This window comes from Cyanobium sp. N5-Cardenillas (genome assembly GCF_024345515.1).
Lineage (GTDB): Bacteria > Cyanobacteriota > Cyanobacteriia > PCC-6307 > Cyanobiaceae > Cyanobium.
This window is the reverse complement of record NZ_JAGQBG010000088.1, coordinates 1-11,503: the sequence shown is the minus strand read 5'-3', so window position 1 is coordinate 11,503 and position 11,503 is coordinate 1. Positions and strand designations below refer to the sequence as shown.

Genomic DNA, 11,503 nt, shown 5'->3' with positions numbered 1-11,503 from the left:
GACCCAGTCGCGGATGGCTTCGCTGGTGGCGTCCTTGAGGGTGGCGGTGCCGGCGGTGACGGGCTGGACGGTGGCCCCCAGCAGCCGCATCCGGAACACGTTCAGGGCCTGGCGGCGCATGTCCTCGGCGCCCATGTAGATGACGCACTCCAGCCCGAAGCGGGCGCAGACCGTGGCCGTGGCCACGCCGTGCTGGCCGGCGCCGGTTTCGGCGATGATCCGCTTCTTGCCCATCCGCAGCGCCAGCAGGGCCTGGCCCAGGGCGTTGTTGATCTTGTGGGCGCCGGTGTGGTTGAGGTCCTCGCGCTTGAGCCACAGGCGCGGTCCCCCCTCCGGACGGCGGTAGTGGGCCGTGAGGCGCTCGGCCTCGTACAGCGGTGTGGGACGCCCCACGTAGTGACGCAGCAGGTGGTCCAGCCGGGCGGTGAAGGCGGGGTCGGCCCAGGCCTCGGCCGCGGCGGTCTCCAGTTCCGCCAGGGCGGGCATCAGGGTTTCGGGCACGTACTGACCCCCGAAGGGTCCGAAACGGCCCAGGCCATCCGGGCGGACCGACGGCTGCAGCTCGGCCGGATCGACGCGGCGGGTAGGGGCGGTGCTGGTCACCGGCGGCATTGAAGGGGATGATTCACAGTAGGGAGGCACCACCCGGCACGGCTGGGACGGGGCCCCGGATTCGGGAGTGCCAGCCCAGAACCGTGGGCATCACCTGGTGACGGCCCAGTTCCAAACGAACGCCAGAGATGCTTCCCAGCCACTACCTCTCCTCCCTGACACTGGCGGAACGGCTGTATCGCCAGCAACCCGAACTGGCGCGCCAGATCTATTCAGCGGAGGTGCTTCAGTTCCTCCAGGACGGTGTGATCATCTTTCCGCAGGTGATCGACCCTGACCTTCTCGACCGGGTGGATGCCGACCTTGCCGACCTGCCGGCGCTGGCCCGCACATCCCTGCTTCACGGCATGATCAGCATCGACGGCAACGCCGATCACTACGAAGCCAGGGTGTTACGCAACCTGTCGAAGCTGGGGGTCACGGATCTGCGGCAGGCGGGCCCCGGGCTCAAGTTGAATGACCTGCATCGTTACTTCGATTCGGCCCGCGATCTCGCCTTTTCCACCCCCATCATCCGTTTTCTCGACGAACTCTTCGGCTCGGCACCGGCCCTGATTCAATCCCTCACCTTCTGGAAAAGCAGCGAACAATCGCTGCACCAGGATTTCTCCTACGTGCACCATCACAGCCGGCTGGGACATCTGGCCGCCGCCTGGATTCCCCTGGAAGACATCAGCGACAAGGCCGGGCCGCTCGTCTACTACAAGGGCTCCCACCTCCTGGCGGAGCATCAGTTCTACAACTGGGACCAGGGCGGAATTCTGGCCAGCCGCAACATCGATCCCCAGACAGCAGCTGGTTACGGGCAGTACCTGGACGCCTTGATCAACCACCAGGGCTGGACACCGAGCATCTACCTGCCGAGGCGCGGCGACCTGCTGATCTGGCACGGGGCGCTGATCCATGGCGGCACCGCCATGGCCGATCCCGCCCGCACCCGCCGCTCCTACGTCTGCCACTACACGGCCGCCGCCCATCACAAGGCCATGGCCCGCCACCGGGTCGGGGAGGGCTACGACTTCTCGGAACCTCCCTCCCTGCCCGAAACGATGCGCCCCAGATCCCTGCCCACCAGGCTGGTCTCCGCCGCCGGCCGCCGCCTGAAGCGTCTCCTCCAGCGAGGCCTCACCCATGCCTAAGGGCGGCTGGAGGGAGTTCAGCGGCTCGGAGAGCCTGCAGCGGCCTTCGGACCCTGGCGGCCCAGGCGTGGCCAGGGCCCAGCAGCGGGTGCGGGTGCAGCGAACCAAGGCGGGCAAAGGCGGCAAGCTGGTGACGGCGGTCACGGGGCTGGACATTCCAGACGCCGAGGCGCGCGCCCTTCTGCAGCGGCTCAAGACCCGAGCCGGCACCGGCGGCACCCTCAAGGACGGGGTGATCGAACTCCAGGGGGACCAGGTGGCCCTCACCCTGGCCGAGCTGGAGGCGCAGGGGTTCCGGCCGAAGCAGGCGGGGGGGTAGGGGAGAATGCGGCCCGAAGCCGCTGCCCCGTTTCCGTGTCCGAGATGACCTCGCCTGCCAAGGCCACCAACATCGTCTGGCACCACTCCACCGTGACCCGCGCCGCCCGGGCCCACCAGCGGGGCCACCGCAGCGCCATCCTCTGGTTCACGGGGCTCTCGGGGGCGGGCAAGAGCACCCTGGCCAATGCGGTGAACTCGGCCCTGTTCGAGCAGGGGCTGGCCTGTTACGTGCTTGATGGCGACAACGTGCGCCACGGGCTGTGCAGCGATCTGGGCTTCTCCGACGCCGATCGCGAGGAGAACATCCGCCGGATCGGTGAGGTGGCCAAACTGTTCCTGGATGCCGGCGTGGTGGTGCTCACCGCCTTCGTCTCCCCTTTCCAGGCCGACCGCCAGCGGGCCCGCGCACTGGTGGAGGCGGGCGATTTCCTCGAGATCCACTGCGCCGCCGACCTGGCGATCTGCGAGCAGCGGGACACCAAGGGGCTCTACGCCAAGGCCCGGGCGGGGGAGATCAAGGAGTTCACCGGCATTTCCAGCCCCTACGAGGCCCCCGAGGCCCCCGAGCTGCGGGTGGCCACCGGGGAGCAGAGCCTTGAGGATTCGGTGGCCCAGGTGATGGCCGAACTGGAACGGCGCGGCATCATTCCAGCTCCGGCGGAGCCCTGAACGGCCCCGGTTCTGACCACTCCCTGCGCAGGCGCAGGGCCCAGGCATCGAGGAAGGTCTTGGAACAGCTGGCGACCGGCACCGCCAGCAGCAGACCCAGCAGTTCGCCCAGTCCCAGCAACCCGCCCAACCGGGCGCCGATCGGCAGGCTGATCAGCAGCCAGGCCGGCTGCAGACCCACGATCGACCCCATCAGCCGCGGCTGGATCACCTGGTCAACCACCTGGCCGACGCTGATCGCCACCGCCAGCACCTCCAGGCCCGTGCGCGGATCCTGGAGCGCCAGCAGCACGCTCACCCCCACGATGGTGAGGGCACTGGCGTAGGGGATCAGGGTGGTGAAGCCGATCGCCACGGCGAACAGGACCCCGTAGGGGATCCCCAGCAGGGTGAACACCAGACTCTGGGCGCCGCTGAGGATCAGGGCCAGCACCACCTGACCGGCGAAGTAGCCCCGGAAGGTGCGGTCCAGGGTGCTGAGCACCAGGGCGCGGGTGCCGGAGGGAAGCCATTCCGCCAAACCCTTGGCGATGCCTTCGCCCCCCAGCAGCAGGAACACCGCCAGCACCAGCACGATCACCGTGTTGACGGTGATGCTGACGGTGGCCCCCAGGATCCCCAGCACCTGCTGGCTCAGCTGGGAGGCGATCTTGCTGGTGCGGGTGATCAGATCGCTGCTCAGCCCGCCGAAATCGGTGGGCAGCCCCCGCTCGGTGGCCCAGCCCTGCAGCTGCCCCAGCAGCGTTTCCCCCTGCGCCAGCCAGCTGGGCAGGGCCAGCACCAGGTCGCCGAGCTGCTCCACCAGGCGGGGCACCAGCACCAGGGCCGCCAGCACCACCGCCGAGAGGCTCAGCCCCAGCACCAGCAGCAGGGCCAGGGGACGCGGCAGCCCCCGCCGGATCAGCCAGCGGCTGGGGATGTCGAGCAGGAAGGCCAGCAGGGCGGCCGTCAGGAACAGGGCCGGGAACGGCGCCAGGGGCACCAGCAACTGGCGCAGCACCCACAGGTTGAGCACCAGCAGGGGCAGGGCCAGGGAGAACCGCAGCCAGGGGGGCAGCACCAGCCGCTCGAGCATCAGCGGGGGCGGGGCCAGGCCCCGGAGGATCGACGATCGCCGACCAGCTTGGCCTGCCGGGCCGGCGACGGCCAGCGCCTCATGGCTGGCCCATCGCCGCCAGGTAGGCGGCACTGCCGAGGGCCTGCAGACGGGCATCCTTGGCCACCACCTGGTCGTGCAGCCCCCGGCGGTGGGCCTCCAGGGCGTCGGCGAGCGCCGGATCGGCGATGGCCAGGATCGAGGCCGCCAGCAGGCCGGCGTTGAGGCCGCCGCCGATCGCCACCGTGGCCACGGGGATCCCCGCCGGCATCTGCACGATCGAATGGAGGGAGTCCACCCCGGAGAGGGCCTGGCTGCGCACGGGCACGCCGATCACCGGCAGCATGGAGAAGGCCGCCACCATGCCGGGCAGGTGGGCCGCGCCGCCCGCGCCGGCGATGATCACCCGCAGGCCCCGGGACGCGGCCGCCTCGGCGAAGGCCGCCATCTCCCGCGGCGTGCGGTGGGCCGAGAGCACCCGCACCTCGCTGGCCACGCCCAGCTGCTCCAGGATCCGCACGGCCGGCTCCAGCGTCGGCAGGTCGGAATCGCTGCCCATGACGATCGCCACCCGGGGCTGGGGGCTGGTGGTGCATGGGGCGGCTTCGGGGTCCATGGGGCGGGGGCGGCGAGGATGGCATTGTCCCGTCCCGCGGCTGCCCGGATGCGCGGGCTGACCAACCTGCGACTGGCGGGCGATGACCCGGCCTGCGGCGAGGCAGAGGGGCGTGGGCAGGGGGGGCGTGGGCAGGGGGGGCGCTGGCGGGTGGCGATCGACGGCGACGGGCTGATCGCCCGGGTGCGGCCGACACCGCCGGGCAGCCAGGCCGCCGGCGAGGACTGGGGCGGCGACTGGCTGTCCCCGGGGGGCGTGGACCTGCAGATCAACGGCGGCCTGGGCCTGGCCTTCCCCGAACTGAGTCCCGACGATCTGCCCCGCCTGCAGGCCCTGCTGGAGCTGCTGTGGAGGGACGGGGTGGACGCCATCTGCCCGACCCTGGTGACCTGCGCCCCCCAGGCCCTGCGCCAGAGCCTGACGGTGCTGGCCGAGGCCCGCCGCCGGCACCGGCCCGGGCGCTGCCGGCTGCTGGGCGCCCATCTGGAGGGGCCCTTCCTGGCACTGGGACGGCGCGGCGCCCACCCGGCCCAGCACCTGCAGGCCCCCAGCCGCGCTGCCCTCGACCGGCTGATCTCCGGCTTTCAGGGGGGCGCCGAAGCCGATGTCGCCCTGGTGACCCTGGCCCCGGAGCTGGAGGGGGCCGCCGAGGTGATCGCGGCACTGCGGGCCGCCGGCGTGGTGGTGAGCCTGGGCCACAGCGGCGCCGATGCGGCCCAGGCCCGCCAGGCCTTCACGCAAGGCGTCGGCATGCTCACCCACAGTTTCAATGCCATGGCCGGGCTGCAGCACCGCGCCCCGGGGCCGGTCGGGGAGGCCCTGCTGCAGGGGGAGGTGGCCCTGGGGCTGATCGCCGACGGCGTCCACGTGGACCCCACCATGGCGGTGCTGCTGCAACGGCTGGCGCCCCGGCAGGTGGTGATCGTCAGCGACGCCCTGGCCCCCTACGGACTGGCGGACGGCCGCCACCGCTGGGACGAGCGCGTCCTGCTGGTGCAGGACGGCAGCTGCCGGCTGGAGGACGGCACCCTGGCCGGGGTGACCCTGCCACTGCTGGAGGGGGTGCGGCGGCTGGCCGACTGGGGCGGCCTGGTGCCGGCGTCGATCGCCGCGGCCCCCCTGGCGCCGCGGCGCCTGCTGGGGGAGCGGCGGCCGCTGGAGCAGCTGCTGCTGGGGCGGCCCCTGGCGGACACCCTGCGCTGGAGCACGGCGGCCCACGGGCGCCTGAACTGGCGGCGGCCGGACACGGCGGCTGGCGGGCACGAAACCGTGCCCCAGGCCCCACCTCCCTAGGATCCGGCCCACCCGAACGGCCCTGCGCCCCATGCCCCCGGAACTGCAACCCCCCGCGCCCGCCGAGGCACAGGCTGAGACGCAGGCCGAGAAGGCCGAGGTGCAGGCCTACTTCGAAAGCACCGGCTTCGAGCGCTGGAACCGCATCTACAGCGACAGCGAGGAAGTGAACCGGGTCCAGCGCAACATCCGCATCGGCCACCAGAAGACGGTGGATGCGGTGCTGGCCTGGCTGCAGCAGCAGGGCGACGTGGCCAGCCGCAGCTTCTGCGATGCCGGCTGCGGCGTCGGCAGCCTCAGCCTGCCCCTGGCGGCCCTCGGTGCCGGCTCGATCGTCGCCAGCGATCTTTCCGCCGCCATGGTGGCCGAGGCCAGCCGCCGGGCTGCCGAGGCCGGTCTGGCGTCCGAGCGGCTGAGCTTCAGCGTCTCCGACCTGGAGAGCCTCCAGGGCCGCTACGACACGGTGATCTGCCTGGACGTCTTCATCCACTACCCCCAGGCGGCCGCCGAAGCGATGGTGCGGCACCTGGCGGCCATGGCCGAGCGGCAGCTGATCGTCAGCTTCGCCCCCTACACGCCGCTGCTGGCGGCGCTCAAGCAGATCGGCCAGCTGTTCCCCGGGCCCAGTAAGACCACCCGCGCCTACACGCTGCGGGAGGACGGTATCGTGGCGGCGGCCGCCGCGGCTGGCTTCCGCCCCGTCCACCGCAGCCTCAACCAGGCGCCCTTCTATTTCTCCCGCCTGATCGCCTTCGAGCGCGGCTGAGTCCCAGCCGGCCGCAATCACCCCTCAGCCCAGGTCGGCAACGGCGCCTCCCAGTCGCGGCGGGCCCCATCGGGTCCGGCGAGGCCCAGGCGATGGGCCTGCAGCCGGTAGCCCCCCTCCCCCGGCAGCCCCTCGGACCGGGCGACTCCCCCAGCCTGGTACAGGGGGTCCCCCAGCAGGGGCGCCCCGATCGCGGCGCAGTGGATGCGGATCTGGTGGGGCCGGCCCGTAGCGATGTCCACCTGCACCAGATCCCCGTCCGGGTGGCACCGCAGCAGGGTCAGCAGGCTGCTCGCCGCCAGCCCGTCCGGGGCGGCGCACCAGACCCGCCCCAGCAACGGGTGGGCCCGACGGCCGATGGGCGTGGTGATCGGCAGGGGAACGCCCAGCTCCAGATCCAGGGCCCCAGGCACCAGCAGGGCTCGGTAGCGCTTGCGACAGGACGGGGCCTCCCCTTCCACAGGGGCGCTGCTCTCGCGCAGCCGCCGGCTCAGCCAGGCGCGGGTGGCCGGCCGGCGGGCGCACACCAGAAGACCGGAGGTGAAACGCCCCAGGCGGTGCACCGGCCGCGGCAGGCCGGCGGGGTCGTCGCCGTGGCGGCGCTCCAGCAGCCGCAGCACGGTGTGCTCCAGGAATCCGCCCGCCGGCAGCACGGGCAGGCCGCTGGGCTTGTCGATCACCAGCAGATCGCCATCGTCGTGGATCACCCCCCAGCGGGCCGGCACGGCGGGCTCCTGCCAGGGGGGACGCCGCCAGAGCAACCGATCGCCGCCGGCGAGGGTCGCCTCGGCCCGCAGCGTCTCGCCGTTGCGGCTGATCTCGCCGGCCGCCAGACGCCGTTCCCAGTCCGCCGGACTGGAGTGGGTGTAGCGACCGGCGTAAAAGTCCACCACCCCCAGACCTGCTCCGGCTGGGGGAATCCGGTCGCGGTAGGCCCAGCCGTCGTTGGCCTCCGCCGGCAGCCAGCCCGGCGGCTGGCTCAGGGGTGGGAAGTGGGGGGCCTCAATCCACCAGCCCATGCTCGAGGGCGAAGCGCACCAGCTCGGTGCGGCTGGCGGTGCCGGTCTTGATGAACAGCCGGCTGACGTACTTCTCGACGTTGCGGATCGAGGTTTCCAGCCGCCTCGCGATCTCCTTGTTCATCATCCCCTCCGCCACCAGCTGCAGGACGCTGGCCTCGCGGGGGGTGAAGTCGAGCTTGACGTCGGAGACGGGCTTTCTGGCACTGCCGGCCGCGCCGCCGGCGCCTCCGCCCCCCAGCATCGAGCGGATTTCGGTGATCTGGCGGGCCATGGCGCCGATGTCGGCGTCGGCGAAACGGGCCGCCTCCGCCAGCAGCCGCTCCTGGCGGCGCACCACGTTGCGCACCCGGGCCACCAGTTCATCCGGGTCGAACGGCTTGGGGATGTAGTCGTCGGCGCCGGCCTGGAAGCCGGCGATGCGGTCGGCCGTCATGCCCTTGGCGGTGAGGAAGATCACCGGGGTGCCCCCGAGCCGCTCATCGGCCCTCAGCCGCTTCAGCAGGCCGTAGCCGTCGCAGCGGGGCATCATCACGTCGGTGATCACCACATCGGGCATCTGGGCCTGGGCCGCCGTCCAGCCTTCCTCGCCGTCGTTGGCGGTGGTGACGGCGAAGCCCTCATCCTCCAGATAGGCCTTGACCGCCGTGCGCAGGCCGGGTTCGTCGTCCACCAGCAGCAGCCGCACCGGCGTGCTGGTGGCGGCCTCAGGCGTCTCCTCCATCCCGGACGGCTCGGAGATGGGGCCGGCGGCGGCGGCGGGATCTTGGCTCATGGGGGAAATCTATCGACCGGGACCAAGCACCACCTGTTCCCGTTCGGGCAGGCGGCCGCTGTAACCGAGCTGGCGGGCCAGGGGCCCCAGGCTGGCGGGGTCCTTGCCGGCCTGCTCGGGCACGCAGACGGCCCACCACATGAGATGGTCGAGGCGGTTGGCGGGGGTGATCACACCGCCGGGGTTGAGCTCGCGGATGACCAGCCGGCGCGAGGAGCCCGTGATCCTCAGGGGGCTGGTGGTGCTGCAACCGATCTTGTCGGTGGCGACCGTGACCCGGTCGTCGAGCTCCTCCCACACCTGCACGCGCCACATCTCCGGCTGGGTGGGTTCGCTCACCAGGCCGTAGATGCCCACCACCTCCCGGCCCCGGTGGGTCACCCGGTCCATCAGCACCTTGAAGCCCTTCGGGCGGCTCTCGGCGTTGCTGCGGGAGTCGTCCTGGGCGGCGGCTGGCCGGGGCAGGACCAGGCTGGAGGCCACCGTCACAAGGGCCCCCGTCACCGAGACCGTCGCCAGGGTGAACGCCGCCAGCGAGGCCATCGGCAGGGCAGGCCCCAGCCGCAGGGGGCAGGCACCGGTGGAACGGAAACGGTTCAGCATGGCCCCATGCTGACCTACCTCGACCACCACGCGAGCACCCCGTGCGATCCGGCGGTGATGGCGGCCATGGCTCCCTGGTGGACCCAGAACGCCGCCAATCCCTCCAGCCGCCTGTACCGGCCGGCCCTGGAAGCCGGCGCGGCGGTGGACATCGCCCGCAGACGGGTGGGGGAGGCGCTGGGTGTGGCCGGCGATGCGGTGATCTTCACCAGCGGCGCCACCGAAGCCAACAACCTGGCCCTGCGCGGGGTGGCCGAGGCGGCCCTGGAGCGCGGGGAGCCCCGCCGCCGGCTGGTGACCCTGGCCACCGAACACCGGGCCGTGCTGGAGCCGCTGGCCTGGCTGGAGCGCCACGGCTTTCCGCTCACCGTGCTGCCGGTGGGCTCCGATGGCCTGGTGGACCCCGGACAGGTGGCGGAGGCCCTCGGGCCCGACACCCTGCTGCTGTCGGTGATGGCGGCGAACAACGAGATCGGGGTGCTGCAGCCCCTGGCCGACCTCGGCGCCCTCTGCCGCCAGCGGGGGGTGCTGTTCCACTGCGACGCCGCCCAGGCGGTGGGCCACATCCCCCTGGCCATGGCCGACCTCGGCATCGACCTGCTCAGCCTCAGCGGCCACAAGCTCTACGGACCCAAGGGGGTCGGCGCCCTGCTGCGCCGTGAGGGGGTGCCCGTGGCCCCCCAGCAGCACGGCGGCGGCCAGGAGGGCGGTCTGCGGGGCGGCACCCTGCCGGTGCCCCTGATCGTCGGCCTCGGTGCGGCCGTCGCCGGGGCCCTGGCCGACCGCCAGGAGCGGGCCGAACGCCTCGGCGCCCTGCGCGACCGCCTGTGGCACGAGCTGGAAGCCCTCGGCGGCCTGCGCCGCCATGGCCATCCCCTCCACACCCTGCCCCACAACCTCAGCGTCACGGTGGAGGGTGTGGACGGCACCCGGCTGCACCGGCAGCTGCGCCGCGTGCTGGCGGTGAGCAGCGGTTCGGCCTGCAGCCAGGGCAGCCCCTCCCACGTGCTGGCCGCCCTCGGCCTTGACCGCCGCGCCGCTGGCGCCACGGTCCGCTTCGGGCTGGGACGGGGAACGACGGCGACGGACATCGACGCGGCCGTGGCCGCCGTGCGGGACGCGGTGGCGGAGTTGCGAGTGCCTGTCTAGCTTTCGGGGTCTATGGCCTTGCCTTGATGCACACACCCGTCGGGCGGCACGGTCCCCGGCTCGACTTCGGTGATGCCCTCCAGGAGGGCTGGCGGGCCTTCAGCCGCAGCCCGGGCCCCTTCGTGGGCTTTCCCCTGGTGGTGATCACCCTCCAGTTCCTGATCCAGCCCCTTCAGAGCCAGATCAGCGACGGCGGTGTGGCCTCCAGCGATCCCCTCGACTGGATCCTTTACCTGATCGGGCTGGCGGCGAACCTGCTGCTCAACCTCTGGTGTGCCATCGGACTGGTGCGCGGCGCCGGCAGCGCCATCCAGGGGGGCCACCCCTCCCTGGGCCAGCTGATGCGCTGGGACGGCGAGGTGTTCGGGCGGCTGCTGCGGGCCTGGCTGCTGCTGGCGGCAGTGGTGCTCGTGCCCCTGATCGGCCTGCTGCTGCTGGTGGGCGGCCCCCTGGTGCTGCTGGGGGTCTATGCCGAGCAGCTCGTGCCGTTCAGCCGCACCCTGGTGGAAGTGCTGGGCCTGAGCCTGGCGGTGGTGTTCGCCCTGCTCCTGGGGGTGCTGCTGCTCGGGGTGATCTATCTGGCGATCAACCAGAGCTTCCTCACCCAGATCGTGCTGTTCGAACGGGCCGGCTCCCGCACCGCCCTGCAGCGGGGGCGGGCCCTGGTGGATCCCAGCTGGTTGATGGTGCTGCTGCTCACCCTGATCGGGGGCCTGCTGCTGCTGCTGGGTCTGCTGGCCTGCCTGGTGGGGGCCTTCGTGGCCTGGCCCCTGGTGGTCTGCATCGCCACGGCGGCCTACCGGCAGCTGGTGCTGGCCAGCGGCGCCGCCGACCCCCTGCCGCCCCACCCCAGCCGCTGAAGACGTCCGCGCCGCCCATCTCACCCGCCGAGGCGGGCGAAAGGGCCGGCGGTGAGCAGCACGAAACCCAGCACCCCCACCAGGGCCAGCAACAGCTGGGCCACGCGGCTCACCAGCATGCCGGCCACCACCGCCAGGCCCACCAGCAGGGAGCGGCGCAACCGCCCCAGGCCCGGTGGCCCGAGCGACGGCGGGGCCGTGAGCAGCTCACCCAGGCTGGCCCCGAGCAGGGGGCCCACCAGGGCGCCGAGCAGGGGCCCACCCACCGGCAGGGCCGGCAGCAGCCCCAGCAGGCCCACCACCAGGCCGAGGCCGGCGCCGACGTAACTCCAGCGGGTGGCCTGCAGCCGGGCCGGACCGAGCAGCAGGCCCAGGGCCTCGGCCCCCCAGCCCAGGGCGAGCAGCACCACGGCCAGCAGCAGGGCCGGCCAGCCGGCGGCCCAGCCCACGGCCCAGCACCACAGCAACGCCCCCAGGGGCAGCAGGGTGAGGCCGGGGGCCACCGGCAGCACGGTGCCGGGGATGGCGAGGGCCTGGATCAGCAGGGCGATCCACCAGAGGACATCGACACGATCGAGGCTCGGC

The 11,503-nt window shown here is 72.5% G+C and carries 14 protein-coding genes; 7 read left to right on the top strand and 7 right to left on the bottom strand.

Annotated features, from left to right (window positions below):
• A partial coding sequence (locus tag KBZ04_RS08685; protein WP_254991553.1) for a pyridoxal-phosphate dependent enzyme occupies positions 1–612 on the bottom strand: 612 nt, incomplete at its 3' end.
• A gap of 128 nt (positions 613–740) precedes the next feature.
• Here KBZ04_RS08685 and KBZ04_RS08680 point away from each other — a divergent pair.
• Genes KBZ04_RS08680 through cysC form a run of 3 tightly spaced genes read left to right on the top strand, consistent with a single transcriptional unit; the run spans position 741 to position 2,741 of the window.
• Positions 741–1,751: a phytanoyl-CoA dioxygenase family protein gene (locus KBZ04_RS08680; RefSeq protein WP_254991552.1), complete on the top strand. Its 1,011-nt coding sequence runs from the start codon at positions 741–743 to the stop codon at positions 1,749–1,751.
• Entirely contained in the window at positions 1,744–2,070 is a 327-nt protein-coding gene (locus tag KBZ04_RS08675; RefSeq protein WP_254991551.1) for a translation initiation factor, read from the top strand. The genes KBZ04_RS08680 and KBZ04_RS08675 overlap by 8 nt, the downstream gene beginning before the upstream one ends.
• A gap of 44 nt (positions 2,071–2,114) precedes the next feature.
• Complete coding sequence (gene cysC, locus KBZ04_RS08670) at positions 2,115–2,741, top strand: adenylyl-sulfate kinase (RefSeq protein ID WP_254991555.1); 627 nt, start codon at positions 2,115–2,117, stop codon at positions 2,739–2,741.
• Here the strand turns inward: cysC and KBZ04_RS08665 are convergent.
• Positions 2,716–3,816, bottom strand: coding sequence for an AI-2E family transporter (locus KBZ04_RS08665; RefSeq protein WP_254991550.1), 1,101 nt, complete (start codon positions 3,814–3,816; stop codon positions 2,716–2,718). The genes cysC and KBZ04_RS08665 overlap by 26 nt on opposite strands.
• A 79-nt stretch (positions 3,817–3,895) precedes the next feature.
• On the bottom strand, positions 3,896–4,453 hold the full coding sequence (purE, locus tag KBZ04_RS08660; protein WP_254991549.1) for a 5-(carboxyamino)imidazole ribonucleotide mutase: 558 nt from the start codon (positions 4,451–4,453) through the stop codon (positions 3,896–3,898).
• Between the two features lie 48 nt (positions 4,454–4,501).
• On the opposite strand from purE, the gene KBZ04_RS08655 reads away from it, so the two are divergent.
• Both KBZ04_RS08655 and bchM read left to right on the top strand, forming a co-directional pair.
• Positions 4,502–5,746, top strand: coding sequence for an N-acetylglucosamine-6-phosphate deacetylase (locus KBZ04_RS08655; RefSeq protein ID WP_254991548.1), 1,245 nt, complete (start codon positions 4,502–4,504; stop codon positions 5,744–5,746).
• 31 nt (positions 5,747–5,777) lie between these two features.
• Positions 5,778–6,512 (top strand): magnesium protoporphyrin IX methyltransferase, encoded by a 735-nt coding sequence (gene bchM / locus KBZ04_RS08650; protein ID WP_254991547.1) that lies wholly within the window; start codon positions 5,778–5,780, stop codon positions 6,510–6,512.
• Positions 6,513–6,529: 17 nt separating this feature from the next.
• Here the strand turns inward: bchM and KBZ04_RS08645 are convergent, their stop codons facing one another.
• Genes KBZ04_RS08645 through KBZ04_RS08635 form a run of 3 tightly spaced genes read right to left on the bottom strand, consistent with a single transcriptional unit; the run spans position 6,530 to position 8,909 of the window.
• On the bottom strand, positions 6,530–7,531 hold the full coding sequence (locus KBZ04_RS08645; RefSeq protein WP_254991546.1) for a pseudouridine synthase: 1,002 nt from the start codon (positions 7,529–7,531) through the stop codon (positions 6,530–6,532).
• The gene (locus tag KBZ04_RS08640; protein WP_254991554.1) at positions 7,515–8,255 is read right to left on the bottom strand and encodes a response regulator transcription factor; all 741 of its coding nucleotides are present in this window, start codon (positions 8,253–8,255) and stop codon (positions 7,515–7,517) included. Before KBZ04_RS08640 ends, KBZ04_RS08645 begins: the two co-directional genes overlap by 17 nt.
• A gap of 60 nt (positions 8,256–8,315) precedes the next feature.
• Complete coding sequence (locus tag KBZ04_RS08635; RefSeq protein ID WP_254991545.1) at positions 8,316–8,909, bottom strand: hypothetical protein; 594 nt, start codon at positions 8,907–8,909, stop codon at positions 8,316–8,318.
• Between the two features lie 6 nt (positions 8,910–8,915).
• On the opposite strand from KBZ04_RS08635, the gene KBZ04_RS08630 reads away from it, so the two are divergent.
• The gene (locus KBZ04_RS08630) at positions 8,916–10,058 is read left to right on the top strand and encodes a cysteine desulfurase family protein (protein WP_254991544.1); all 1,143 of its coding nucleotides are present in this window, start codon (positions 8,916–8,918) and stop codon (positions 10,056–10,058) included.
• A 26-nt stretch (positions 10,059–10,084) separates the two neighbouring features.
• Complete coding sequence (locus KBZ04_RS08625; protein WP_254991543.1) at positions 10,085–10,918, top strand: hypothetical protein; 834 nt, start codon at positions 10,085–10,087, stop codon at positions 10,916–10,918.
• Positions 10,919–10,938: 20 nt separating this feature from the next.
• Here the strand turns inward: KBZ04_RS08625 and KBZ04_RS08620 are convergent.
• The coding region (locus tag KBZ04_RS08620; protein WP_254991542.1) for a DUF456 family protein at positions 10,939–11,503 on the bottom strand (565 nt) is incomplete at its 5' end.

Excerpts from the sequence above, each read along its gene's own strand:
- bchM (WP_254991547.1), top strand. The coding sequence starts at position 5,778 with ATGCCCCCGGAACTGCAACCCCCCGCGCCCGCCGAGGCACAGGCTGAG.
- KBZ04_RS08680 (WP_254991552.1), top strand. The coding sequence starts at position 741 with ATGCTTCCCAGCCACTACCTCTCCTCCCTGACACTGGCGGAACGGCTG.
- purE (WP_254991549.1), bottom strand. The coding sequence starts at position 4,453 with ATGGACCCCGAAGCCGCCCCATGCACCACCAGCCCCCAGCCCCGGGTG.
- KBZ04_RS08625 (WP_254991543.1), top strand. The coding sequence starts at position 10,085 with ATGCACACACCCGTCGGGCGGCACGGTCCCCGGCTCGACTTCGGTGAT.
- KBZ04_RS08640 (WP_254991554.1), bottom strand. The coding sequence starts at position 8,255 with ATGGAGGAGACGCCTGAGGCCGCCACCAGCACGCCGGTGCGGCTGCTG.
- KBZ04_RS08630 (WP_254991544.1), top strand. The coding sequence starts at position 8,916 with ATGCTGACCTACCTCGACCACCACGCGAGCACCCCGTGCGATCCGGCG.
- KBZ04_RS08645 (WP_254991546.1), bottom strand. The coding sequence starts at position 7,531 with ATGGGCTGGTGGATTGAGGCCCCCCACTTCCCACCCCTGAGCCAGCCG.
- KBZ04_RS08675 (WP_254991551.1), top strand. The coding sequence starts at position 1,744 with ATGCCTAAGGGCGGCTGGAGGGAGTTCAGCGGCTCGGAGAGCCTGCAG.
- KBZ04_RS08635 (WP_254991545.1), bottom strand. The coding sequence starts at position 8,909 with ATGCTGAACCGTTTCCGTTCCACCGGTGCCTGCCCCCTGCGGCTGGGG.
- KBZ04_RS08665 (WP_254991550.1), bottom strand. The coding sequence starts at position 3,816 with ATGCTCGAGCGGCTGGTGCTGCCCCCCTGGCTGCGGTTCTCCCTGGCC.
- cysC (WP_254991555.1), top strand. The coding sequence starts at position 2,115 with ATGACCTCGCCTGCCAAGGCCACCAACATCGTCTGGCACCACTCCACC.
- KBZ04_RS08655 (WP_254991548.1), top strand. The coding sequence starts at position 4,502 with ATGCGCGGGCTGACCAACCTGCGACTGGCGGGCGATGACCCGGCCTGC.